The organism is Streptomyces sp. Tek67B01, assembly GCF_055231995.1.
This window is the reverse complement of record NZ_JBUYUY010000001.1, coordinates 3,404,874-3,429,298: the sequence shown is the minus strand read 5'-3', so window position 1 is coordinate 3,429,298 and position 24,425 is coordinate 3,404,874. Positions and strand designations below refer to the sequence as shown.

24 protein-coding genes are annotated in these 24,425 nt (G+C 72.2%); 15 read left to right on the top strand and 9 right to left on the bottom strand.

The annotated features are described in order from the left end of the window. Positions 1-764 precede the first annotated feature (764 nt). From ACV7NM_RS15395 to mshD, 3 genes are all read right to left on the bottom strand, one after another. Positions 765-1,697, bottom strand: coding sequence for a CHAD domain-containing protein (locus tag ACV7NM_RS15395; RefSeq protein ID WP_463410818.1), 933 nt, complete (start codon positions 1,695-1,697; stop codon positions 765-767). A gap of 4 nt (positions 1,698-1,701) precedes the next feature. Continuing rightward, on the bottom strand, positions 1,702-3,954 hold the full coding sequence (locus ACV7NM_RS15390) for an RNA degradosome polyphosphate kinase (protein ID WP_463410817.1): 2,253 nt from the start codon (positions 3,952-3,954) through the stop codon (positions 1,702-1,704). Between the two features lie 399 nt (positions 3,955-4,353). After that, complete coding sequence (gene mshD, locus ACV7NM_RS15385) at positions 4,354-5,283, bottom strand: mycothiol synthase (RefSeq protein ID WP_463410816.1); 930 nt, start codon at positions 5,281-5,283, stop codon at positions 4,354-4,356. Between the two features lie 118 nt (positions 5,284-5,401). Between mshD and ACV7NM_RS15380 the strand changes: the two genes are divergently transcribed. Further along, positions 5,402-7,216 carry a bifunctional metallophosphatase/5'-nucleotidase gene (locus tag ACV7NM_RS15380; protein WP_463410815.1) on the top strand — a complete coding sequence of 605 codons (1,815 nt, stop codon included), beginning with the start codon at positions 5,402-5,404 and terminating at the stop codon, positions 7,214-7,216. Positions 7,217-7,302: 86 nt separating this feature from the next. Here the strand turns inward: ACV7NM_RS15380 and ACV7NM_RS15375 are convergent, their stop codons facing one another. Next, positions 7,303-8,088, bottom strand: a complete 786-nt coding sequence (locus tag ACV7NM_RS15375) for an alpha/beta fold hydrolase (protein ID WP_463410814.1) — start codon at positions 8,086-8,088, stop codon at positions 7,303-7,305. 157 nt (positions 8,089-8,245) lie between these two features. On the opposite strand from ACV7NM_RS15375, the gene ACV7NM_RS15370 reads away from it, so the two are divergent. Both ACV7NM_RS15370 and ACV7NM_RS15365 read left to right on the top strand, forming a co-directional pair. Beyond that, a complete protein-coding gene (locus tag ACV7NM_RS15370) occupies positions 8,246-8,815 on the top strand; it encodes a TetR/AcrR family transcriptional regulator (RefSeq protein ID WP_463410813.1) in 570 nt (189 codons plus the stop codon). 77 nt (positions 8,816-8,892) lie between these two features. Next, entirely contained in the window at positions 8,893-9,849 is a 957-nt protein-coding gene (locus ACV7NM_RS15365) for a phosphatidylinositol-specific phospholipase C (RefSeq protein WP_463410812.1), read from the top strand. On the opposite strand, the gene ACV7NM_RS15360 is transcribed toward ACV7NM_RS15365, so the two are convergent. From ACV7NM_RS15360 to ACV7NM_RS15340, 5 genes are all read right to left on the bottom strand, one after another. Then, a complete protein-coding gene (locus ACV7NM_RS15360) occupies positions 9,829-11,283 on the bottom strand; it encodes a sensor histidine kinase (RefSeq protein WP_463410811.1) in 1,455 nt (484 codons plus the stop codon). The genes ACV7NM_RS15365 and ACV7NM_RS15360 overlap by 21 nt on opposite strands. Further along, positions 11,280-12,035 (bottom strand): response regulator transcription factor, encoded by a 756-nt coding sequence (locus tag ACV7NM_RS15355; protein ID WP_463410810.1) that lies wholly within the window; start codon positions 12,033-12,035, stop codon positions 11,280-11,282. The genes ACV7NM_RS15360 and ACV7NM_RS15355 overlap by 4 nt, the downstream gene beginning before the upstream one ends. A gap of 60 nt (positions 12,036-12,095) precedes the next feature. After that, the gene (locus ACV7NM_RS15350; RefSeq protein WP_463410809.1) at positions 12,096-13,142 is read right to left on the bottom strand and encodes a S1C family serine protease; all 1,047 of its coding nucleotides are present in this window, start codon (positions 13,140-13,142) and stop codon (positions 12,096-12,098) included. A 577-nt stretch (positions 13,143-13,719) separates the two neighbouring features. Further along, positions 13,720-14,745: a LacI family DNA-binding transcriptional regulator gene (locus ACV7NM_RS15345; protein ID WP_463410808.1), complete on the bottom strand. Its 1,026-nt coding sequence runs from the start codon at positions 14,743-14,745 to the stop codon at positions 13,720-13,722. 24 nt (positions 14,746-14,769) lie between these two features. Continuing rightward, positions 14,770-15,549, bottom strand: a complete 780-nt coding sequence (locus tag ACV7NM_RS15340) for a response regulator transcription factor (protein ID WP_136213704.1) — start codon at positions 15,547-15,549, stop codon at positions 14,770-14,772. A gap of 378 nt (positions 15,550-15,927) precedes the next feature. Between ACV7NM_RS15340 and ACV7NM_RS15335 the strand changes: the two genes are divergently transcribed. From ACV7NM_RS15335 to ygfZ, 12 genes are all read left to right on the top strand, one after another. Further along, positions 15,928-16,182 carry a MoaD/ThiS family protein gene (locus ACV7NM_RS15335; RefSeq protein ID WP_190187233.1) on the top strand — a complete coding sequence of 85 codons (255 nt, stop codon included), beginning with the start codon at positions 15,928-15,930 and terminating at the stop codon, positions 16,180-16,182. Between the two features lie 412 nt (positions 16,183-16,594). Then, a complete protein-coding gene (locus ACV7NM_RS15330) occupies positions 16,595-17,890 on the top strand; it encodes a hypothetical protein (RefSeq protein WP_463413951.1) in 1,296 nt (431 codons plus the stop codon). Positions 17,891-17,967: 77 nt separating this feature from the next. Continuing rightward, the gene (locus tag ACV7NM_RS15325) at positions 17,968-18,681 is read left to right on the top strand and encodes an LmeA family phospholipid-binding protein (protein WP_463410807.1); all 714 of its coding nucleotides are present in this window, start codon (positions 17,968-17,970) and stop codon (positions 18,679-18,681) included. 161 nt (positions 18,682-18,842) lie between these two features. Further along, complete coding sequence (locus ACV7NM_RS15320; RefSeq protein WP_359921537.1) at positions 18,843-18,926, top strand: putative leader peptide; 84 nt, start codon at positions 18,843-18,845, stop codon at positions 18,924-18,926. 192 nt (positions 18,927-19,118) lie between these two features. Beyond that, positions 19,119-19,964 (top strand): sulfurtransferase, encoded by an 846-nt coding sequence (locus ACV7NM_RS15315; protein ID WP_463410806.1) that lies wholly within the window; start codon positions 19,119-19,121, stop codon positions 19,962-19,964. Positions 19,965-20,024: 60 nt separating this feature from the next. After that, entirely contained in the window at positions 20,025-20,315 is a 291-nt protein-coding gene (locus tag ACV7NM_RS15310) for a DUF1416 domain-containing protein (RefSeq protein WP_030030422.1), read from the top strand. Positions 20,316-20,452: 137 nt separating this feature from the next. Then, the gene (locus ACV7NM_RS15305) at positions 20,453-20,740 is read left to right on the top strand and encodes a DUF3099 domain-containing protein (RefSeq protein ID WP_463410805.1); all 288 of its coding nucleotides are present in this window, start codon (positions 20,453-20,455) and stop codon (positions 20,738-20,740) included. 115 nt (positions 20,741-20,855) lie between these two features. Further along, entirely contained in the window at positions 20,856-20,999 is a 144-nt protein-coding gene (locus ACV7NM_RS15300) for a hypothetical protein (RefSeq protein ID WP_463410804.1), read from the top strand. A gap of 194 nt (positions 21,000-21,193) precedes the next feature. After that, positions 21,194-22,045 carry a hypothetical protein gene (locus ACV7NM_RS15295; protein WP_463410803.1) on the top strand — a complete coding sequence of 284 codons (852 nt, stop codon included), beginning with the start codon at positions 21,194-21,196 and terminating at the stop codon, positions 22,043-22,045. Between the two features lie 270 nt (positions 22,046-22,315). Beyond that, positions 22,316-22,888, top strand: coding sequence for a heme-binding beta-barrel domain-containing protein (locus ACV7NM_RS15290; RefSeq protein ID WP_136213711.1), 573 nt, complete (start codon positions 22,316-22,318; stop codon positions 22,886-22,888). A gap of 86 nt (positions 22,889-22,974) precedes the next feature. Beyond that, a complete protein-coding gene (locus ACV7NM_RS15285) occupies positions 22,975-23,430 on the top strand; it encodes a Fur family transcriptional regulator (protein WP_463410802.1) in 456 nt (151 codons plus the stop codon). 21 nt (positions 23,431-23,451) lie between these two features. Continuing rightward, on the top strand, positions 23,452-24,420 hold the full coding sequence (gene ygfZ / locus ACV7NM_RS15280) for a CAF17-like 4Fe-4S cluster assembly/insertion protein YgfZ (protein ID WP_463410801.1): 969 nt from the start codon (positions 23,452-23,454) through the stop codon (positions 24,418-24,420). The last annotated feature ends 5 nt before the right edge of the window (positions 24,421-24,425 follow it).

Here is a 24,425-nt window from a genome sequence, read left to right as displayed (position 1 = left end):
GCGCCCCGCCAACGCCGGCGGGGCTGGATTTGGCGGGGCTGGTCGGGTTGGCATGGCGCCCCCGGGTCCCGGCCTCCGGGCCCTAAGGCCGGGAATGGCCGGTCGGGGTCCGGGGCGGGTCCGGGGAACGGTGGAAGTGCGGGTAGGGGACAGCCCCGCGTGGCCGCCCCCAAGGATGGCTGCGGCGGGTCCCCGGCCGGGGAAGGCGGACCGAGTCGGGGCGCAGTGGCCTCGAACCGGTAGGGCGCCCGGCGCCCATCGGCCGGTGGCCGCAAGGGCGGATAGGGCGCGGGCCCTGGCCCGGAGGACAACGGATAGGGCCCAGCGGCCTGAATCCGGCACGGCGCTCCGGGCGCCCAGCGGCCGGGGCCCGGCAGGGGCGCGGGCCTCGGCGCGGGGCCCCGGTGGACGGAGTCCGGCGCAGCGGCTCGGTTCCGGTAAGGCGCCCCGCCCGGCTCCGGCATGGCGCCCCGGGCGCCCATCGGCCGGGGCGCGGGCCTCGGCGCGGGAGACCGGTGGACGGAGTCCGGCGCGGGGGCCTGAAGCCGGCCCTCGCCGCGCGCGCCCGCGCCTAACGGCCGGGAGACGGCAGGAGCGCGGGCCCCGGCCCGAAGATGGTGGACGGAGTCCGGGGCAGCGGCCGGGAGCCGGCCCCCGCCCCACGCCCCGGGAGGCGGGCCCCGGTGGTGGAGATGGTGGACGGAGTCCGGGGCAGCGGTCCGAAGGCGGTTCCCCGCCCCGGTGTCGGGGCGGGGGAGGGGGCGTCAGGGAGACGGCGTGGGGTGGAGGGGGACCAGGGAGACGAACGAGTGGCGGGCCGCCTGGACCGCGTGGCGTTGGTCCGCGTGGAGGACGCCCAGGGCGTAGGCCGTCGTCGGGGCGATGCGCGGGGTGCGGGCCGCCGTCGCCGTGGCGGCCGCCGCTTCGGAGGCGTCGCGGTGCCGGTCCAACGCCTCGCCGGCCGCCGCCAGGCGGGTCACTTCCACGCCCAGCGTCTCCCGCGCGTACCGGTGCACCCGCAGCAGCCGCCGCACCTCGTGCCACGCGCCGTCGTCCTGCGCGGAGTACGGCGAGTGCCGCGGCGGCAGCGCCTCCACCGCCGCGTCCAGGCGGGTGCGCGCCACCTCCGCCAGCGGGACGAGCACGTCCTCGACCCGCCCCCGCGCCGCGACCGGGTCCAGCGGTACCTCCGAGGCGAGGACCGCCACCGCGTCGGCGAGCGCGTGGAAGCGGGAGGAGCCCAGCGCGGACAGCGTGGCCGAGTGGGCCCGTGTCCGGGCCAGGGTCAGCCTGCGCTCCAGCAGCGCGCCCGCCCGCGCCGAGCCGACCGTCAAGGACTCCGCCCCGCCCCGCTGCGCGGGGACGTCGGAGGCTCCCGAGAGCCGGTGCAGGGCCTCCATCAACCGTGACAGCCGGGCGGCGTACGCGTGCTCGTCGGCCAGGGTCGAGGACAGCCAGACCAGCTCGCCGCGCAGCCCGTCCGCCCAGGAGGACTCGGCCACGCCGCGGAAGGTGGCCAGGGAGGAGGCGATGCGGCGGGCGGCCCCCCGCAGGCCGCGCGCCGCATCGCCCTCCTCGGCCGGCCCGGCCCCGCCCACCGCGCTCTCCTCGTGCAGGCGCAACGCACGCAGGAAGGCGGTGGCCTGGGAGTGCAGGTACGTGCCGAGCACGTCGCCTGCCGCTGCGGTCCCCGTCATAAGGTCATGGTTTGGCTGAGCCACGCCGGCGCCTCCGGGCGTCTATGAGCATCTCCTGTACGTGCCGCAGCGGCTGGCCTTCGGAGTCCGTGCTGTGCCGGGTCCATTCGCCGTCCGGCCCCAGGTGCCAGGAGGCGGTGTCGTCGGACATCCCGGTTTCCAGCAGCCGGTCCAGTGCCGTGCGGTGGGCCGGGTCGGCGACCCTGACCAGTGCCTCGATGCGGCGGTCGAGGTTGCGGTGCATCATGTCGGCGCTCCCGATCCACACCTCGGGTTCGCCGCCGTTGCCGAAGGCGAAGACCCGGGAGTGTTCGAGGAAGCGGCCGAGTATCGAGCGGACCCGGATGTTCTCCGACAGCCCGGGGACGCCGGGTCGTACGGCGCAGATGCCGCGGACCCAGATGTCCACGGGCACGCCTGCCTGGGCGGCCCGGTAGAGGGCGTCGATGAGGGCCTCGTCGACGATGGAGTTCATCTTGAGCCGGACGTACGCGGGCCGGCCGGCCCGGTGGTGGTCGGCCTCCTTGTCGATGCGGGCGATGAGCCCGTCACGCAGCGACTTGGGGGCGGTGAGCAGCCGGCGGTAGGTCTCGCGCCGCGAGTACCCGGACAGCCGGTTGAAGAGGTCGGAGAGGTCCGCGCCGACCTGCGGGTCGGCGGTGAGCAGGCCGAGGTCCTCGTAGAGCCGGGCGGTCTTGGGGTGGTAGTTGCCGGTGCCGACGTGCGAGTACCGGCGCAGTTGGTCGCCTTCCTGGCGGACGACGAGCGACAGCTTGCAGTGGGTCTTGAGGCCGACGAGGCCGTAGACGACGTGGCAGCCGGACTCCTCCAGCTTGCGCGCCCATTTGATGTTGGCCTGTTCGTCGAAGCGGGCCTTGATCTCGACGAGGACGAGGACCTGCTTGCCGGACTCGGCAGCGTCGATGAGGGCGTCGACTATGGGGGAGTCGCCGGAGGTCCGGTACAGCGTCTGCTTGATCGCGAGGACGTCCGGGTCGGCGGCGGCCTGTTCCAGGAAGGCCTGGACGGAGGTGGAGAAGGAGTCGTACGGGTGGTGCAGCAGGACGTCCCGCTCGCGCAGCGCCGCGAAGATGTCGGGCGCGGACGCGGACTCCACCTCGGCGAGGTCGCGGTGGGTGCCGGCGATGAACTTCGGGTACTTGAGCTCGGGCCGGTCCAGGGAGGAGATCCCGAAGAGGGCGGTCAGGTCGAGCGGGCCGGGCAGCGGGTACACCTCGGCGGCGCTGACGTTGAGTTCCTGTACGAGGAGGTCCAGTACGCCGGGGTCGATGGACTCCTCGACCTCCAGGCGCACGGGTGGGCCGAAGCGGCGCCGCATGAGTTCCTTCTCCAGGGCCTGGAGGAGGTTCTCGGCGTCGTCCTCCTCGACTTCGAGGTCCTCGTTGCGGGTGACGCGGAACATGTGGTGCGCGAGCACCTCCATGCCGGGGAAGAGCTCCTCCAGGTGCGCGGCGATGACGTCCTCCAGCGGGACGTAGCGCTGCGGCGAGGCCTCCAGGAAGCGGGAGAGCAGCGGGGGGACCTTGACGCGCGCGAAGTGGCGGTGGCCGCTGACGGGGTTGCGTACGACGACGGCCAGGTTCAGGGAGAGGCCGGAGATGTACGGGAAGGGGTGTGCGGGGTCCACGGCCAGTGGGGTGAGCACCGGGAAGATCTGGTTGCGGAACAGGGTGAAGAGGCGGGCCTGCTCCTTCTCGGTGAGGTCGGGCCACCGGATGAGGTGTATGCCCTCCTCGGCGAGCTGGGGGGCGATGTCCTGCTGGTAGCAGGCGGCGTGCCGGGCCATGAGCTCGCGGGAGCGGGTCCAGATCTGGTCCAGCACCTCGCGGGGCTGGAGGCCGGAGGCCGATCGGGTGGCGACGCCGGTCGCGATGCGGCGCTTGAGGCCGGCGACGCGGACCATGAAGAACTCGTCCAGGTTGCTCGCGAAGATCGCGAGGAAGTTCGCGCGTTCCAGCAGCGGGGTGGCCGGGTCCTCGGCGAGCTCCAGGACCCGCTCGTTGAAGGCGAGCCAGCTGCGTTCCCGGTCGAGGAACCGCCCGTCGGGCAGCTCGTCGCTGTCCTTGCCGTCGTAGGCGTCCGGGTCGGAGTCGAGGTCGGGCGCGAGGTCGGGCGCGAGATCGACGTGGGGGCGGTGCGCGGCTATGGAGCCGATGCGCGCTTTCGCCGCGGGGGACGTGTGAGACGGCTGCTGGGCGGGGACCTCGGCGGGGCCTGCGCTGGGCTGGTGGCTCATGACTCCATTCTTCCGCGCGAGCGGAAGGACAGGCGCGTCGGACGGATCGGCCGTCAGTCGGAGTCGGGGGTGCATGTTTGGGAGACTGGCAAGCGCTGCTTAATGCGCGGTGAATGGCGCATGGCTTCCCGGGTCCGCCTGGCGCACGAGTACGTCGTCGTCGGCGGCGCGCGGTGGCGTACGCGTCCCGCGGCGTCCGCCCGCGTGCGGCACGGGCCCCGGGCGCGCGGGGCCCGCCCGTAAGGCGTGCGCCGGGGCGGTACGGCTCTCCGTCGGGGTACGGGGTGGCAGGGCGGTAGGGGGTGGCAGGGCGGTACGGGGTGGCGCGGGCGGTACGGCCCTCGGGCGGGGACCGTACCGCGTGCGCTCCGGGGACCGTACCGCGTGCGCCGGCGCGGCTCAGCTCTCCGTGCGGTACATGAGGTCCACCTCGTGGGTGGTGAAGCCGAGGCCCTCGTAGACGGCGAGGGCCGCCGGATTGTCGGCGTCGACGTACAGCATGGCGGTGGGCAGGCCCGCCTCGGCGAGGTGGCGCAGGCCGATCGCGGTGAGTGCCTTGCCGAGGCCGCCGCCCTGGGCGCCGGGACGGACGCCGACGACGTAGACCTCGCCGAGCCGCTCGTCGGCGTGGACCTTCGTCCAGTGGAAGCCGATCAGTTCCCCGTCGCGTTCGGCGAGGAAGAAGCCCTTGGGGTCGAACCAGGGCTGCGTCATCCGGTCGTCGAGGTCCCGCTGGGTCAAGGTGCCCTGTTCGGGGTGGTGGGCGAAGGCGGCGGCGTTGGCCGCGAGCCAGGCCGCGTCGTCCGCCCCGGGGACGAAGGTGCGGACGGTGACGCCGGGCGGCAGGACCGCCTCGGGCAGCGGCGGCGCGTCGGGGCCGAGGGGGCGGCGCAGCTGGCGCAGTTCGCGGAAGAGGGTCAGGCCGAGTACCTGTGCGAGGTGGCGGGCGGCGGACTTGCCGCCGTGCGCCCACACCCGGATGCGCTTGCCGGAGGCGGCGAGCAGGGCGGAGCCGAGGGCCCTGCCGTGGCCGCGGCCGCGCAGTGAGGGGTCCACGACGAGTTCGGCGGCGGGGGCCTCCACCGGGTCGGTGTCCTCCAGTTGCCCGTATCCGGCGAGGTGGCCCTTGTCGGTGAGGAGGAAGTGCCGGATGCCCTCGCGGCGTCCGCCGCGGAGTTGCAGCCGGCCCTGCTCGGACACGGCGGTGGTGCCGTCGCTCCGCGCCGCGTCCGCGATCAGGGCCAGTACCGCGTCGGCCTGTTCCTCCGTCAGTTCGTCGAGGATGTCGATCTGCCGTCCCGGCTCCAAGGCCGCTGCTGCGTCAGTCATGACTCCACGGTACGACCGCAACCTGCCCGTAACCGATTAGGGCCTGACACGCTACGCGCGTTGACCTTAGGCTTCGGCGGACCTCCCAAGTTGTATCGCTGTCCACAAAGGGGACCAAATGTCAGCGACGCCACAACGGCACCGTCGTGCCCGCCGGTTGACCTTCTCCGCCTTGGCCCTCACGGCCGGGGCCGGCGCGATGGTCGCCGCCGCACTGCCGGCCGGTGCGGCCAGTGGTGGCGGCGCGGCCAAGAGCCGTACCGTCGACGTGCAGATGCTGTCGTTCAACGACTTCCACGGCACGCTGGAGCCTCCGCAGGGCTCGTCCGGCACCGTGAGCGAGCGCCAGGCCGACGGCACGACCAAGGCCATACCCGCAGGTGGCGTCGAGTACATGGCGACCGCTCTGCGCGATGCCCGCAAGGGCCACGAGTACTCCGTCACCGCCGCCGCCGGAGACATGATCGGCGCCAGTCCGATGCTGTCGGGCCTGTTCCACGACGAGCCGACCATCGAGGCACTGAACAAGCTGAAGCTGGACGTCACCAGCGTCGGCAACCACGAGTTCGACGAGGGCAAGGCGGAGCTTCGCCGGATGGCGTACGGCGGTTGTCACCCCGTCGAGGGCTGTTTCGAGTACGGCAAGACCTTCGGTGGATCGCAGTTCCAGTACCTCGCGGCCAATGTGACGGACGAGAAGACCAAGCGTCCGATGATGTCGCCCACCTTCATCTGGAAGAAGGGGGACGTGAAGATCGGCTTCATCGGCGTGACCCTGGAGGGCACCCCGGACGTCGTGACCGCCGAAGGGGTCAAGGGCCTCAAGTTCGGTGACGAGGTCGAGACGATCAACAAGTACGCCAACGAGCTGAACAAGCAGGGCGTGAAGTCGATCGTCGCGCTGATCCACGAGGGCGGCCTGCCCGCGAGCGGCGCGTACAACTACGACTGTGACGTGCCCGGCGCGGGCGCGGGCATCTCGGGTGCCATCGTCGACATCGCGAAGAACGTCGACCCGAAGGTCGACGCGCTGGTGACGGGTCACACGCACCAGGCGTACTCCTGCAACATCCCCGACCCGGCGGGCAACCCGCGCACGGTGACCTCGGCGGCCTCCTACGGCCGGCTGTTCACGGACACCACCCTCACCTACGACCGGCAGACCAAGGACATCGTCCGTACGCCGGTCAAGTCGCCCAAGCCGGTCCAGAAGGTCGTCAGCCGCGACCTGCCGAAGGCCGGGGACATGACCGAGCTGATCCAGCGCTGGAACGCGCTGGCGGCCCCGGTCGCGAACCGCACCGAGGGCTACATCTCGGCGGACCTGCCGGGCCGGGGTTCGGAGGCGCCGGAGAAGCCGCTCGGTGACGTGATCGCCGACGCGCAGTTGGAGGCGCTCGCGCCGGCCGACAAGGGCGGGGCCCAACTCGCGCTCATGAACCCGGGCGGTATCCGCGCGGACCTGGCCTACAAGGCCGCCGGCAGCGAGGGCGACGGCGTGGTGACGTACGGGGAGTCGTACACGGTCCAGCCGTTCACCAACATGATGAACGTGGTCGACCTGACCGGCGCCCAGCTGATCACCGCGCTCCAGCAGCAGGTCTCCGGGCCGGTCAACGGCCCCAACCCGAAGATCCTCCAGGTCTCGAAGGGCTTCACCTACACCCTGGACTCGACCAAGAGCGGCGCGGACCGCGTCGTCGTGGACTCGGTGAAGCTGAACGGCGCGGCGATCGACCCCGCCAAGACCTACCGGGTCGCGATGAACGAGTTCCTCGCGGGCGGCGGCGACGGCTTCACCGTGCTCAAGGACCACAAGAACAAGCTGGTCGGCGCGTCCGACCTGGACTGCTTCAACGCGTACCTGAACAAGTCCTCCGCGGCGGCCCCGATCGCCCCGCCGGCCGCGGACCGGATCACCGTCATCAAGTAGCAACCGAGTCAAGACCAGGGGCGGTGGGCCGGTCGGCCCGCCGCCCCTGCGGTGCTTTCCGCTGTGTTCTCAGAGTCCGCGTGTTCTCAGAGTCCGGCGAGGAACGTCCGGACGGCCTCGTGGAAGCCGTCCGGGTCGGTGAACGGCACGAAGTGGTCCCCGTCGAGGGGTGCGTACGAGGTCCCGGGCCGCCGGGTGACCATCGCGTCGGCGGTGTCCTGCGGGAGCGTCTGGCTGCGGGTGCCGTGGATCAGCAGGGCCGGGCAGGTGCTCGCGAGCCAGCTGTCCCAGTGGTCGCCGCGGCAGGCCTCGGCGGAGTCGGTCATGTCCTGCGGGTGGAACGGCAGTCGCCAGCCCTCGCCGCCGGGGAGCGGGCGCAGCGCCTGTTCGACGAACCGGGAGCCCACCGGCCCGGCGGCGGCGAGGAGTTCCTCGCGGGTGGGGGCGGTGTACCGCATGCCCCCGAGGAAGGTGAACAGCCCTCCCGCCGTGTCGGGGTCGATCTTCACGGTGGCGTCCACGTCGACCAGGGCCGAGACCCGGCCGGGGTGGGCGGCGGCCAACTGGTAGGCGGTGATCCCGCCGAGGGAGTAGCCGAGTACGGCGACGGGCTCATCCAGGCCGAGGTGGTCGAGGAGCGCGACGGCGTCGGCGACGTACCCGGCCCGGCCGTAGTCGGGGGCCCGGTCGGAGTCGCCGTGGCCGCGCTGGTCGGGGGCGATGACCCGCCATTGCTCGCCGAGGGCGTCGGCGAGGCCGGTGAAGGCGATGCCCTCGGACATCCCTCCGTGCAGGGCGAGCAGCGGGCGGCCGGGGCCGCCGAAGTCCCGGTAGGACAGTGTGCGGCCGTCGATGGTCAGCGTGTGGCGCATGGTCCGTTCTCCCCGTGTGTGCGGTGAACCCGCTGAGTGTGGTGAACCCGTGTGTGCGGTGAAGGTGACGCGTACGAGCCTGCCAGGATTTGGGCAAGTGCGCAATACGTTCGTCTTGGGCGTCTGCCCAAAATCGGGGCGCGGCTACCATCCGGGCATGGGAAATCGCGAGGACCTGCTGGCCGGAGCGCGCCGCTGCCTGGAGGAGAAGGGGTACCTGCGCACCACCGTGCGCGACATCGCCTCGGCGGCCCGGGTGAGCATGGCCGCGATCGGCTACCACTTCGGCTCGCGCGAGGCACTGCTCAACCAGGCGCTCTTCGCGGCGATGGACGAGTGGTCCGCGGAGGCCGGCCGGCTCGCCGGGCAGGGGGAGACGCACGCGGAACGGTACGCCGACATGTGGAACCGCAAGATCCGGGACTTCCGCGACATGCGCTGGCTCTGGATCGCCTCCATCGAGGCCTTCGTCCACGCCCAGTCCTCGCCCGAGCTGCTGGCCACCCTCGCCGAGGGTCAGCGCCGCTCGCGCCGCACGGTCGCCGCCGGGCTGCGCGGCGTACCCGAGGACGCGGTCGCCGAGGAGGACGTACGGTCCCTCGGGTCGGTGCACCTCGCGCTGTTGTCCGGGGTGATGGTGCAGGCGCTGACCGACCCGGAGCAGGCGCCCGACGGCCGGGAACTCGCCCAAGGTCTGCGCACGATGGCCGAGTTGCTCGAAAGGTGAGCGCTACCGACGGGTAGTAAACGTCGCTCCGCCACGCCATAATCCGGGCGACCAACCGAGTCGGCAAAGGGGCGGACATGGGCGTGGAGACAGGCGTGGGCGGGGACACGGACGCGCGGACGGGGGCGGACGCACGCACGGGCGGGGGCGCGCTGTCGGCGACGCGCCTCGACCGGCGGCGGTTCCTCGGCGGGGCGCTGGCGGCGGGCGCCGCCCTGGCCCTCGGCGCCGGCGCGGGGACGGCCTCCGCCCGCACCCTGGCCGGGCAGGACTGGATGGCGGGGCTCGGCGATTCCACCGCCCTACACCGGATGACGATCCCCGGCACCCACGACTCGGGCGCCACCAAGGGCGGGCTCTACGTCGCCTGCCAGAACACGTCGATCGCACAGCAGCTGGACTCCGGCATCCGCTTCCTCGACGTCCGCTGCCGCGTCACGGGTGGCTCCTTCGCCATCCACCACGCGGCCTTCTTCCAGGACCTGATGTTCGGCGACGTCCTCGTCGCCTGTTGGAACTTCCTCGCCGCGCACCCCTCCGAGACGGTCCTGATGAGGGTCAAGCAGGAGTACTCGGGAGAGAGCGACGCGACCTTCCGCGCGGTCTTCGACGACTACCTCGACAACCGCGGGTGGCGTCCGCTCTTCCGGATCTCCGACACCCTGCCCACCCTGGGCCAGGCCCGCGGCAAGGTCGTCCTGCTCGCCGACAACGGCGGACTGCCCGGCCTGCGGTACGGCGACGGCAACGTCTTCGACATCCAGGACGACTACAACGCGGAGCCGTTCGCCAAGCGGGGCAAGATCGAGGACCAGTTCCGTCGGGCCGTCCGACAGCCCGGCAAGCTCTTCGTGAACTACACCAGCACCGCCGCGTACATGCCGCCGCGCTGGAACTCCGACCGGCTCAACCCGCAGGTCCACGCGTTCGTCGACGGGGGCGAGCTGACCGGGAGCACCGGGCTCGGGATCGTCCCCATGGACTTCCCGAACACCCGGACCGGCCTGGTCGACTCACTGATCCGGCACAACTGACCCGTTCCCCGGCGCCGCCGGCGGCGCCGGCGGCGGGGTCGGAGCGCCCGGGATGCGCAGCACCGCCTCCGTCCCCGGCCCGCCGTCCGCCGGCGCCCGCAGCTCGGCGCTCCCGCCCGCGCGCTGCGCCGTACGGGCCACGATCGACAGGCCCAGCCCGCTGCCGGGCAGGGCGCGCGCCGACGGGGAACGCCAGAACCGCTCGAAGACGTAAGGGAGGTCGTCGGCCGGGACACCGGGCCCGTGGTCGCGCACGGTCAGTTCGCCTGCCCGCAACGCCACCTCCACCACGCCGCCCGGCGGGCTGAACTTCACCGCGTTGTCCAGCAGGTTGACCACCGCCCGTTCCAGCGCCGCCGCCTCGCCCCGGACGTACCAGGGCCGAAGGTCCGAACCGAAGGTCAGCTCACGACCGCGCGGGCGGGCCCGGGACAGCGCCGTCTCCGCGATGTCGTGCAGGGCCACCACCTCCAGCCGTACGTGCGCGGCGGCGTCCGGCCGGGACAGCTCCTGGAGGTCGCCGATCAGGGCGGCCAGCTCCGTCATCTGCGCCTTGACCGAGGCCAGCAACTCCTTGCGGTCCTGCGGCGGGATGGCCCGACCGGTGTCCTCGCTGCGCGCGAGCAGTTCGATGTTGGTGCGCAGCGAGGTCAGCGGGGTGCGCAGCTCGTGCCCGGCGTCCGCGATCAGCTGGGCCTGCCGGTCGCGCGAGGAGGCGAGGGCCGCCGTCATCGAGTTGAACGACCGCGACAGGCGGGCGATCTCGTCGTCGCCGTCGTCGGGAATCCGCACGGTCAGGTCCTCGGTGCGCGCGATGTGCTCGACCGCGCCGGTCAGTTCGTCCACGGGCCGCAGGCCCGTCCGGGCCACCCACAGCCCAGCCACGCCCGCACCGACGACGCCGACGCCCGAGACGAACAGCAGCACCCAGGCCAGGGTGGACAGCGGCTTGTCGACATCGGCGAGCGGCTTGGCGACGGAGATGGCCACGGTGCCGCCCACCGGCCCGCTGACGTTCACCGGCTGGGTGTAGACGCGGACCGGGGTGCCCTCGGTGGTGCGGCCGTCGTACAGCACGGCCCCGCGCCGGCCCTGGGCGACCTGGAGGTCGTACCCCGTCACCGGGAGGGTGTTCTTGCCGTCCACCCAACACCGACCGCCCGAGGGCAGGACGATCTGCACCTGCGCGCTCAGGTTGTTGACGATGGCGCCGGGCACCTTCTCGCGGCAGCCGACCTCGGACAGCGTCTGGTTGGCCTGCGCGCTGGCGTTGGTGGAGCGCAGCGAGCTGTCGAGCTGATCGACCAGCTGCGTACGGACCATGAACCAGCTGACGACGGCGACCGCCGCCACGGCGACCGCCACCGCCACGGTCACCAGCAGGGCCAGCCGGGAGCGCAGCGGCAGGCCGCGGAACCGGGCGACCGGGCTCATTCGGGTCCGCTCTCGCCCGCGCGCAGCACGTACCCCACGCCGCGCACGGTGTGCACCAGGCGCGGTTCACCGCCCGCCTCGGTCTTGCGGCGCAGGTACATGACGTACACGTCGAGGGAGTTGGAGCTGGGCTCGAAGTCGAAGCCCCAGACGGTCTTCAGGATCTGCTCACGGGTCAGGACCTGTCGGGGGTGGGAGAGGAACATCTCCAGCAGCGTGAACTCGGTACGGGTCAGCTCCACGGGCCGGCCGGCCCGGGTGACCTCGCGGGTGGTGAGGTCCATGCGCAGATCGCCGAAGGTCAGGGTGTGCTCGGGCCGTGCGCCGCCGGGGGCGGTGGCGGGGGCGGCGTAGGCGCTGCGGCGCAGCAGGGCCCGGACCCGCGCGAAGAGCTCGTCGAGCTCGAAGGGTTTGACGAGGTAGTCGTCGGCTCCCGCGTCGAGGCCGGTCACACGGTCGCCGACGGTGTCGCGGGCGGTCAGCATCAGGATCGGGGTGGTGCTGCCGGAGGCGCGCAGCCGGCGGGCCGCGGTGAGACCGTCCATCCGGGGCATCTGGATGTCCAGGACGATCAGGTCGGGGGCGTACGAGGCCGCCTTGTCGAGGGCGTCGAGCCCGTCGACGGCGGTCTGCGCCGCGTACCCCTCGAAGGCGAGGCTACGGCGCAGGGCCTCGCGGACGGCCGGCTCGTCGTCGACGACGAGGACGCGCTGGGGGTCGCCTTCGGCGCTCCCGGCAGTCGTTGCGGCCATGGTCGGTCCCCCAGGGTGGTGGTGTGATCGGTGCTGCGGCGGCTTCCCCAGGCTAGGGCGTCAGAAGGAGTTCAGGCCGCCGTTGTCGCTGCCGCCGTTGTCGCTGGTGCCGTTGTCGGAGCCGTTGTCGGTGTCGGTGCCGGTTCCGCCGTGGCGGAGCGAGGACAGCTCGCCCTTGATCGTGTTGACCGGGATGGCGAAGCCGAGGCCGACGCTGCCGGCGCCGGAGCTGTCCGTGGAGGGGGAGTAGATCGCGGAGGGCATTCCGACGATCTCGCCGTTCATGTTGACGAGGGCCCCGCCGGAGTTGCCCGGGTTGAGGGAGGCGTCGGTCTGGATGGCCTTGTACGAGGTGGTGTTCTTGCCGGTGCCGCCGTTGAACTGCCGGCCGTCGTAGGAGAAGGGCCAACCGCCGCCGCCCTGGCGGCGCTGGGGGGTTTGCTGCTCCTCTGACTTCGGGACGCTCACGTCCCGGTTCAGCGCCGAGACGATGCCGCTGGTGACGGTGCCGGTGAGGCGGTCGGGGGAGCCGATGGCCACGACCTGGTCGCCGACGCGGAGGTCGTCGGAGTTGCCGAGCTTCGCGGACTTGAGGCCGGAGGCGCCCTGGAGCTTGATGAGGGCCAGGTCCTTGGCGGGGTCGGTGCCGAGGGTCTTGGCGGCGTACTTCTTGCCGTCGCTCGTCGTCACCTGGATCTCGGTGGCGCCGCTGACGACGTGGTTGTTGGTGACGATCTCGCCGTCGGCGCTGAGGATGACGCCGGAGCCGGTGCCCTGGCCGGAGCCGGTGCTGGTGTCGATCCGCACGACGGAGGGGCTGACCTGTTCGGCGACGCCGGCCACCGTGCCGGTGCTGGACTGCGAGACGTTGGTGCCGGATACGCCGCCGGCGCCGGCGCCGTGCGCGCCGAGCAGTTCCTCGACGGCGGCGGCGGTCCCGCCGCCGATGAGGGCGGCGGCGAGGGCGACGGCGGCGATGAGCGCGACGGGCCGCCGGGCCCGCTGCGGAGCCGGTGCCGATGCCGGTGCCGGGGCCGCCGGGGGGTACGCGGGGGGCGGGGGGTACTCCTGGGGGTACTCGCCTTCGCGGCGGAAGCTGTCGGTCATGACTCGGACTATGTCCGCGGTTCATGAGAGCACTCTGAGTCCCGGCTGAGAAGCCCGACAGAACCGCGTATGCCCGATATAAGGCCGCGCCCGGGCGGGGTGGCTGCGCCGGGCTTTGCGGTGCTCCGCCCCGCGCCGCGCGCCTCAAACGCCGGCGGGGCTGGATTTGGCGGGGCCCCGTGGGTGTCCGGGTGCGGCGCCGTTGCCGGGGGCCTGCCCCCGGACCCCCGCGCCTCAAACGCCGGCGAGGCTCGATTTGGCGGGGCTGGATTGGCAGGGCCCCGTGACCGGGTGCGGCGCCGTTGCCGGGGGGCCTGGCCCCGGGCCCCCGCGCCTAGATCGCCGGCGGGGCTGGATTTGGCCCCGGTGGCCGGGTGCGGTGCGGCTGCCTGGGGCCTGCCCGGCCTGGCTCCCTCGTCCTTGGCGCCCAGGAGTGGTCGGTTGGGGGCCGGGGCGGAGCCCCGGGGAACGGTGGAAGGGTGGATAGGGGACGGAGTCCGGCGCAGCGGCCCGAAGCCGACAAGGCGCCCTCGCGCCGAGTCGCGCGAGGGGGCGCGTCAAAGAGGCGAGGGGCGCGTCAAGGGCGGCAGCCGCAGGAGCGGCGGATCACCAGTGCCGACGGGAACTGCTTCAGCCGCTCCCGACGCGAGCCCGCCACCCGCAGGGCGTCGTCCAGGACGAGGTCCACCGCCGCGCGGGCCATCGCCGGGCGGTCCGAGGCGATCGTCGTCAGCGGCGGGTCCGTCAGGGCCGCTTCCTTGACGTCGTCGAAGCCGGCCACCGCCAGCTCGCCCGGCACGTCGATCCGCAGCTCCCGCGCCGCCCGCAGCACACCGATCGCCTGGTCGTCCGTCGCGCAGAAGATGGCCGGGGGCCGGTCGGGGCCCGACAGGACCTCCAGGGCGACCTTGTACGCGTCGTAGCGGTTGTACGGGGCCTCGAACAGCCGGCCCTCGACCGACCGCCCGGCCTCCAGCATCGCCCGACGCCAGCCCTCGACGTGGTCCGCGACCGGGTCGCCGACCGACGGGGTGTTCTCGACGCCGCCGATGCAGGCGACGTACGGGTGCCCGTGCTCCAGCAGGTGCCGCGTCGCGAGCTGCGCGCCGCCGATGTCGTCCGTGATGACCGCGACGTCGTCGATCGCCTCGGGCCGCTCGTGCAGCAGCACGATCCGGGCGTCCCACGCCTCGATCTCCGAGGCGGCGCGCTCGCTCATGCCCTGGCTGACCAGGATCAGGCCGGACACCCGCATGCCGAGGAAGGCCCGCAGGTAGTGGACCTCGCGCTCGTCGCGGTAGTCGGAGTTGCCGACCAGAACCATCTTCCCGCGCTCGGCGGCGGCCTGCTCGACCGCGTGCGCCATCTCCGCGAAGAACGGCTGCCGCGCGTCCGGCACGATCATGCCTATGAGGTCGGTGCGCCGCGAGGCCATGGCCTGGGCCACCCGGTCTGGCCGGTAGCCCAGGTCCTTGATCGCGGCGAGTACACGCTCGCGCGTGGCCGGGGCAACCGGCCGGGGTCCGTTGTTGATGACGTAGCTCACGACGGCGGTAGAGGTACCCGCAAGTCGCGCCACGTCATCCCGCGTCACCTTGGCCACGCGCGGCAGTCTACGCGGGGTGACCTACCTCTGGGCAGGGCGTCCTGCCGACTGGACGGTTACCGGAGCTTCCTCCATACGGGGGAGGGCCGCGGCGGCCTGGGCCGCCGCTTCCGCCGCCGCCCGTTCCACCTTCTCCGGCGTGACGAAGCGGTAGCCGACGTTGCGGACCGTACCGATCAGCGACTCGTGTTCGGGGCCCAGCTTGGCGCGCAGCCGCCGTACGTGGACGTCCACCGTCCGGGTGCCGCCGAAGTAGTCGTACCCCCAGACCTCCTGGAGGAGCTGGGCACGCGTGAAGACCCGGCCCGGGTGCTGGGCGAGGTACTTCAACAGTTCGAACTCCTTGAAGGTGAGGTCGAGGACCCGACCCTTCAGCTTCGCGGAGTACGTCGCCTCGTCGACCGACAGGTCGCCGTTGCGGATCTCCATCGGGGAGTCGTCCGAGCCGAGCTGCTGCCGGCCGGTGGCCAGCCGCAGCCGTGCCTCGACCTCGGCCGGTCCGGCGGTGTCGAGGAGGACGTCGTCGATGCCCCAGTCGGCGGTTACGGCCGCCAGGCCGCCTTCGGTGACCACGAGGATCAGCGGACAGCCGGGCCCGGTGGAGCGAAGCAGTTGGCACAGCGACCGCACCTGCGGCAGGTCGCGACGGCCGTCGATGAGGATCACGTCGGCACCCGGCGTGTCCACGAGGGCCGGGCCCTCCGCGGGGGCGACCCGGACGTTGTGCAGCAGCAGTCCGAGTGCCGGAAGCACCTCGGTGGAAGGCTGTAGGGCGTTGGTGAGGAGCAGGAGCGAGCTCATGCCCGACCACCTGCCCGGGTCGGGTGGTCGTGCACGCCCCTGTGCGCGTGCACGGTTCGCTGGTCCATCACTCGGTTCCTCCTCGGTCCCGTCGAGGACTTTCGCGGCACTGCTTCGTACGACTTCGTGCGGTGCCTGCCCGGTCCCCGCGCCCTGGGGCCCGGACGGCACCTGTTCTCGGTCCGTTCAACGTGCTGAAAGCACAAAAGGACCCGGGGGCAACGTTGCCCGGATCCTCTGCACCGCCAGGATAGCCCACGGGCCCTTTCGCGGCCGAGGACTCATTCGATCCCGCTTCTGTGGTTCCCGCCACGCCGGGCATCCGGTGGGAGGCGTCATCATGGAGGCCGACGGTAGGAGCCGACGATGGGAGCAGCAGTGGCAACCGGAACCATCCGCTACTGGGCGGCGGCCAAGGCCGCCGCCGAGACGGCGGAGGAGCCGTACTCGGCGCGCACGCTCGCCGAGGCGCTCGACGCCGTGCGGGAACGCCACCCGGGTGAACTGACCCGGGTCCTGCTGCGCTGCTCCTTCCTCGTGAACGACGAGCCTGTGGGCAAGCGCCCGCACGATGCCGTCCTGCTGACGGAAGGGGGCACCGTCGAGGTGCTCCCGCCGTTCGCGGGCGGGTGAGCGGGAGCAGATGAGCAACTCCGACGAACAACAGCAGCCGCAGGGCGGTCCGCAGGACCCGTACGGGACCCAGACCTGGCAGTCCGACACGTGGGAGACCGGCCACCAGCCGGTGCGGCAGGTTCCGCAGCCGCCCGCCCCGCCGCTGGGCGGGGTGCCCGGGCAGGTGCAGCAGCCGGTGGCGCCCGAGGGCTGGTTCCGGGACGAGGCCCCGGCCCGGCCGCCGGCGCAGGAGTGGGCCGCGGAGACCGCGTACCTGCCGCCCTACCGGGAGCAGGCCCCGCCCCAGCAGCCTCACCAGCACCAGCAGGCACCCCAGCAGCCTCACCAGTACGAGCAGCCCCACCAGCAGTACGAGCCTCACCAGCAGTACGAGCCGCAGCACCGGAACGAGCCGCAGCACCAGCAGCCGGTGGCGTCCGAGGGGTGGTTCCGCGAGGAGGCCCCGGCCCAGGCGCCCGCGCAGGACTGGGCCGCTCAGACGGCGTACCTGCCGCCGGTCCGGGAGGGCGTAGTCCCCCAGGACTGGTTCCGGGAGGAGGGCCCCGCCCCCGAGGCTCCGGCCCCCGCGTCCCCGGCTTCCGCTCCCGCCGGGAACTGGGCCGAGACCACCGCGTACCTCCCGCCGCAGACGGCCGCCCCCCAGCACGCGGACGCCGCCGCGACCGCGTACCTGCCGCCGGTGCGGGACGACGCCGCCGCGACCGCCTACCTGCCGCCGGTGCGGGACGACGCCGCAGCCACGGCCTACCTTCCGCCGGTGCGGGACGGGGACCCGGCCACGGCCTATCTGCCGCCGATCACGGACGCGATGGCCCCGCCGACCGGCGCGCACGCCGCCCCGCGGCCGACCGCCACCCGGCAGGGACAGCCCGCCACCCCGCAGGGACAGCCCGCGCCCGGCGAGGAGCCCGAGTACTCGCCGCCCACCCTGGCGGGCAACACCCTGCGCGCCATAGACCCCGCCCAGGCCCGCGCCGAGGGCCGGTCGCCGATCATCGACCCGGGCCCGCAGTCGGCCCTGCTGACCGCCGCCCTCGGGCTGCTGCTGGCCGGAGCCGCCGCGCTCGGCGGCCTCGCGCTGCTCGCACCGCTGATCGCCCTCCAGGGGCTCACCGCGGGCGGCTGGTTCCGCCTCAACGGCATGTGGCCCGCCCGCCAGGGCATCGCCCTCGCCTTCGCCGGAGCCGTCGTCGCGGACGCGGCGGTGCTCGCGGTGGACGACGTGTACGGCCCCGGCGCCATCGTCGGCACCCTCGGCGCCTGGGTGCTGCTCACGCTGGTCCTCCAGCTGCGCAGCCACGCCGACCCCGACGAGCGGATGTACGGCCTGATGGCCTCGGTGGCCTCCGCCGCGCTCGCCATCGTCTGTGCCGGGTACCTGGCCGCCGGCTCGGCCGCCGTGGGAGTCGGCGCGACAGCCGTGGCGGTGGCCGTCTTCGCCCGTGCGCTGCCGCTCCCGACCCCGGCCTCCGTCGCCGTTTCACTGGCCGCCGCGGCCGGCGCGGGCATCGCCGTCGGTTCGCTGAACGGTCTCGGGGCAGGCGGGGCACTGGTCGGTCTTGCCGCCGGTGTGTGCGCGCTGGTGGGGCTGCGAGTGGCCGCGTACGACTACCCGTCGAAGTTCGTCCACATGACGGCCGGTGTGGCGCTGCCGCTCGCGGCGGCCGCCCCCGCCGTCTACCTGATGGGTCGGGTGGTCGGCTGACCGCCGTGCTGACGGCGGCCACATGTCGGGACATGGTCAACTAGAGCGCACGTACCGATCAGTAGGGGGAGGGGCACGTGCGTTTTCTACGCGTCGTCGTCATCATCGCAGTGATCCTGGGCGGGCTCTTCGTGGGCGCCGACCGGTGGGCGGTCGGCTATGCCGAGAACCGGATCGCCGAACGCATACAGGCCCGTCAGGGACTGGCGGGCAGCGCCGAGGTGGACATCCGCGGGTTCCCCTTCCTGACCCAGGCGCTCAGCCACGACCTCGACCGGGTCGACGTGACGCTCAAGGGGGTCGAGGCCACGGCCGACGGCCGCAAGACCCGTCTGACCCGTCTCGACGCGGCCTTCCACGGGGTCAAGCTGAACGGGGACTACAGCGGCGGCACGGCCCGGCGTGCCGAGGGCACCGCGTTCGTCTCGTACGCGGACCTCACCGAGGCCTCGCAGACCGGCGTCACCGTCGCCTACGGCGGCCGGCCGGGCAAGGTGAAGGTCACGGCCCGCGTGGACATCCTGGGCAAGACCCTGACGCGCAGTGTGGTGTCGACCGTCAGCCTCGCGGACGCCCCGTCCGGCAAGGGAAAGATCGTCCGGGTGCACGCCGACGAGGTGCCGGGCGAGGGGATCCCCGGCGTCGAACGGCTCATCCGCAAGCAGACCGACTTCGACCGCTCCGTCGACGGGGGCCTGCCGGCCGGGCTCCAGCTCTCCACGCTGACCTCGGACGAGCAGGGCGTACACCTCTCCCTGACCGGTACGGACGTGGTGCTGGCCGGATCGTGAGACAACCGGTCCGACCCGTAGGAGGACGGACCGCGAGGAGGAGCCCCGGAGGCCGCGAAACGACCTCCGGGGCTCCTCTCGTCCCGCCATTCGGACGATCCTGTCTCGCCATATGACACGCCGGTGACAGGGCGGCCGATTCGTCCCTACGATCCCTACCTATGAAGCATCAGCAGGCGGACCTCACGAAGCGGCGGGCAGTAGACCTGTGTCGCGTCGCCGCCATGCTCTGTCGCTCCATCTAGCGGTGTGAGCCCTTCCGCTCCACCGGCCGTCGACGGCCTTTCCCGCGTGACCGTATCCGCGACCCGCCCCGCTGCCCCCTGACGCCTCCCCGCGCAGGGCACCGCCGGCCGTGGTCCGGGCGTCGCGCACCAGCACCACCCCGCAGCAGCACCAGCACCGTCCCGCCGCACACTGCCCCGGAGGAGAACACCATGAGCCGCAGTGACGTCCTCGTTGACGCCGACTGGGTCGAGGCCCACCTGAACGACGCCGACGTCGTCATCGTCGAGGTGGACGAGGACACGTCCGCCTACGACAAGAACCACATCACCAACGCCGTCCGGATCGACTGGAAGAGCGACCTCCAGGACCCGGTACGCCGTGACTTCGTGGACCAGGAGGGCTTCGAGAAGCTGCTCTCCGCCAAGGGCATCTCCAACGACGACACGGTCGTCCTCTACGGTGGCAACAACAACTGGTTCGCGTCCTACGCCTACTGGTACTTCAAGCTCTACGGCCACCAGGACGTCCGCCTGCTCGACGGCGGCCGCAAGAAGTGGGAACTCGACTCCCGCGACCTGGTGGACGGCAAGGACGTCCCGAACCGCCCGGCCACCCAGTACAAGGCCAAGCCCCAGGACGCCTCGATCCGCGCCTTCCGCGACGACGTCGTGGCCGCGATCGGCAACCAGAACCTGGTCGACGTCCGCTCGCCCGACGAGTTCTCCGGCAAGCTGCTCGCCCCGGCGCACCTTCCGCAGGAGCAGTCGCAGCGCCCCGGCCACGTGCCGAGCGCCCGCAACATCCCGTGGTCGAAGAACGCCAACGACGACGGCACCTTCAAGTCCGACGAGGAGCTGACCGCCCTCTACGAGGCCGAGCAGGTCGACCTGGCCAAGGACACCATCGCCTACTGCCGCATCGGTGAGCGTTCCGCGCTCACCTGGTTCGTGCTGCACGAGCTCCTGGGCCAGGAGAACGTCAAGAACTACGACGGCTCGTGGACCGAGTACGGCTCGCTGGTCGGCGTGCCGATCGAGCTCGGCCCGAACAAGTAACCAGCGGCACGCGTCGCCCCGTACGCGGTACCAGCTCTCTCTAGGACAGGACAGAGAAACATGTGTGGAGCACAGATCGGCGGGCCCGACCTCGCCACGCTCAAGCCCGGTGAGACCGCCATCCAGGGCCAGGTGACCAAGGACGGCGAGCCCGTCAGCGGTTACGTGCGCCTGCTGGACTCGACCGGCGAGTTCACCGCCGAGGTCCCGACCTCGGCCACCGGCCAGTTCCGCTTCTACGCCGCCACCGGCTCCTGGACGCTGCGGGCGCTCGTCCCGGGTGCCCAGGCGGACCGTGCGGTCGTCGTCGCCGAGGCCGGCGGAGTGACGGACGTGGCGATCGCGGTCTGACCGCCGCTCCACGTATGACCGGCCGGAGGGCCGCACCCCAGGGGGTTGGACGCCACTGGAACGGGGTGCGGCCCTTCGTGCCGTCCGGGGTCGGCACGACCCTCGCCGCCGTCCCGGCTCCGCCCTACCCTGGGGATATGTACGCCAAGCGGCGCCGCGTCTATTTCCTGATGATGGGCGGATGCCTGTTCCTCTTCGTCTCCGCCTGGGCGTTCGTGCGCCTGTGGTCGGTGGAGGCGGCCGTCGCGCTGTGCGTCGTCGCCATGGTCATCCCGCCGATCGCCGCGATGACCGCGAACCGGCGGGGCCCGGACGACCGGTGGTGGGACGACCCCTCGGGCGATCCCAAGTCCGATGAGTGGTGGGACGAACTGGACGGGAAACGACGCCGGGAGGACCGCCGCGAGGATCGGCGGGAAGAGTAGAACCTCCCGGTCCGGCCTCTCCGAAGAGGCGCGAGCCGGACGCGACAAGGCGCTGGCCGGTCTCAAGCTCAAGGGCGTGGCCGGGCGCAGCTACAGCACTTGGCGGAGCGGGGCGGTGAGCGAGATCGAGCTGACGCAGGCCGACCCCCAAGCCGTCTCCTCCCTCGCGGAGGTCAACAAGAAGGTGTTCGACGTCTTGGAGAAGGCCGGAGGCACCCGGCGGGCGCCTGCCGTGGACGGCTTCCCACAGGCCAAGTGAGTCCTGTCCGACGTCGTCAACGGACGGCCGGACGCGAGTGCGAACAAGGGCACGCTCGACTCGCTGGAATGCGTGGCGGCCGAAGGGGACGTCTTGGTGAATTTCCAGACGTACGGTTCCGCGATCGATGTGAACAAGGCTGTCGACCTGTTCAAAAAGCAACTGACCCGTCTCAAGGCCCCCGGGGAATCGGCGTGACCGAGCAGATGACCGCCGAGGCCCTGTCACCCGCCGAACCGGAGGGGATCCAGGCGCCGGCAGCCGGGGGCGCGGCGCCGAAGGACCGCCGCAGGTTGTTCGCCGGGCTGCGCTGGACCGCCGCCGCACTCGTCTTCGCGGTCGCCGGCGCGGGTACCGCGTACGGGATCGCGCGTCAGCAGCGCACCGACCTCCCGGGGCTGTCGACGCGGTCCGACGGCCGCTGGGCGTACCCGGCACAGGCCCTGCCCGCGCTGCTGGCGGGCGCTCCCCTCCCCGGGGGCGCGGACAACAAGGGCGCCGTTCACCACGCGGACCTGGGCGCCCTGCTGCTGATGGCGCCCACGGGCGCCCGGCCCGACACCGGGCTCAAGGCGGACAAGGACGGGATCGTGTCGTCCGACGCGTTCTTGGAGGAGTATCGGGCCGAGGACCGGACCAAGCTGAAGGAGTCCCTCCAGTGGGACGGACTCCGTAGGATCGCCGGTCGGGGTTGGGTCACGCCCGACGGCACCCGCACCCGTATCTACCTGCTGCGCTTCCACTCGTCGAGCTTCACGGACGCCTTCCAGGGCTGCCGGCCGGACGTCCGGCTGTCCGGCGCGGCGTCGCTCGCGCTCGACGCGCGGTGGGACAAGCTCGGCAGCGAAGGCAACACCAATACGGCCAGCAGCGGCAGCGACTTCGAGGTGTACGAGGAACCCAAGCCCTTCGGGGAGGAACAGACCCGGTTCGGGTGCCTCCAGGCGGGCGACGTACAGGCCGGGATCATCCAGTCCCGAAAGGGCGGCGCGGCCGTGGTCCCCTTCCACCAGACGGTGGTCCTGCAGAGCCGGCTGCTCGGCTGAGGGCGGGTACGGCCTACCTCACACAGTGCGCCGCTCCCCGGGCCAGTAGGCTTGGGGACCGGCCCCGTACCGCCCACAAAACTCCGAGGAGCACCCTGTGCTTGAGGCAGTCTTCACCTCCCTGCTGATCCTGGTCTGCGTCGGCGTCCTCGCCTTCACCGGCCTCGCCGTGAAGAAGCTGTACCAGGGCCAGCGCTGATCCCTCGCTGATCGGCCACCGCCCGCCCCGGCCCCCGGAACCCCTCACACAGATCGTCTGAGCAGCCACCCATGATCCAGATCCCGTCCGACCTGAACCCGGGCCTCGTCCCCCTCGCCTTCCTCCTCGGTACCTGGGAGGGCGCGGGCGTCTTCGACTTCCCCGGTGAGGAGAAGTGCAACTTCGGCCAGGAAGTCGTCTTCGGCCACGACGGCCGGGACTTCCTGGAGTACCGCTCGCGCACCTGGGTGCTCGACGCCGAGGGCAACAAGGTGCGGCCGCTGGAGACCGAGAGCGGCTACTGGCGCATCGACGGTGACCGCAAGGTGGAGATCGTCATGGTCCGCGACCAGGGCGTCGTCGAGGTCTGGTACGGCGAGCTCGCCGACCAGAAGCCGCAGATCGACCTGGTGACGGACGCCGTCGCCCGCACCGCCGCCTCCGGCCCGTACAGCGGCGGCAAGCGGCTCTACGGGTACGTCAAGAGCGACCTGATGTGGGTCGGCGAGAAGGCGACCCCTGAGGTCGAGCTGCGTCCGTACATGTCGGCCCAGCTCAAGAAGGTCGTCACGCCCGAGGAGGTCGCCGAGATGGCGCGCAACCTTCCGGACATGCCGGACGACGGCATCGCGTTCTTCCGCTGAGCCGGAGCCGAGCCGGAGCGACAGCACGTGCACGAAGGGGACCGCGGGCCGACCGCAGGTCCCCTTCGCGCGCTTACACTGGCCGGGTGGTGAGCACCGAGAGCACCGAAGGCACCGACTGGAAGACCGACCTGCGCCGGCGCGGTTACCGGCTGACACCCCAGCGCCAGCTCGTGCTGGAAGCGGTCGACGCCCTGGAGCACGCCAGCCCGGACGAGATCCTCGCCCAAGTGCGCAAGACCGCCTCCGGGGTCAACATCTCCACCGTCTACCGCACGCTGGAGCTGCTCGAAGAGCTCGGTCTGGTCTCCCACGCCCACCTCGGGCACGGCGCCCCCACCTACCACCTCGCGGACCGCCACCACCACATCCACCTGGTCTGCCGGGACTGCACCAAGGTGATCGAGGCCGATGTGGACATCGCCGCCGAGTTCACCGCGAAGCTCCGTAGCACCTTCGGGTTCGAGACCGACATGAAGCACTTCGCGATCTTCGGACTGTGCGCCGACTGCGCCGCCGAGAAGCGCTCCGACTCCGTCTGAGGGGGCCGTAGGCTTGGAGCCATGACCAGCAGCCCCTTGCTCCATCTCCCCGGCGCCGTAGCGGCCGAAGGCCGCGACGAGGGCGTCGCCGCCCACTACGGAGAGCTGTACGGCGAACAGCGCGCCCTCGCGGACGGCCGCGGCTTCGTGGACCTCTCCCACCGCGGGGTCGTCACCGTCACCGGGGCGGACCGGCTGAGCTGGCTGCACCTGCTGCTCACCCAGCACGTCACCGACCTGCCGCCGGGCCAGGCCACCGAGGCCCTGATCCTTTCCGCCAACGGGCACATCGAGCACGCCCTCTACCTCGTGGACGACGGCGAGACGGTGTGGGCGCACGTCGAACCCGGCACCCAGGAGTCGCTGATCGCCTATCTGGAGTCGATGGAGTTCTTCTACCGCGTCGAGGTCGCCGACCGGACGGACGACTTCGCGGTGGTGCACCTGCCGGCGGGCTCCATCGCCGAGGTTCCCAAGGAACTCGCCGTACGCGAGACCCCGCACGGCCGGGACGTGTTCCTGCCCCGAGGCGAACTTGAGGCCTTCGCCGCCGCGCACGCGCCGGCCGCGGGACTGCTCGCGTACGAGGCGCTGCGCGTGGAGGCCCACCGGCCGCGGCTCGGCCAGGAGACCGACCACCGGACGATCCCGCACGAGCTGGGTTGGATCGGCACCGCCGTGCACCTCCAGAAGGGCTGCTACCGGGGCCAGGAGACGGTGGCCCGCGTCCACAACCTGGGCAAGCCGCCGCGTCGCCTCGTGTTCTTGCACCTGGACGGCTCCGAGGTGCTGCTCCCGGCGCACGGCGCGCCGGTACGGCTCGCCGCGGACGGGGAGGACGGCCGCCAGCTCGGCTTCGTGACCACCGCCGTCCGCCACCACGAGCTGGGGCCGATCGCGCTGGCCCTGGTCAAGCGGAACGTCCCGGTGGACGCGCCGCTGCTGGTCGGTACGACGGCCGCCGCGCAGGAGGTCGTCGTCGCCCCGTAGGCGCG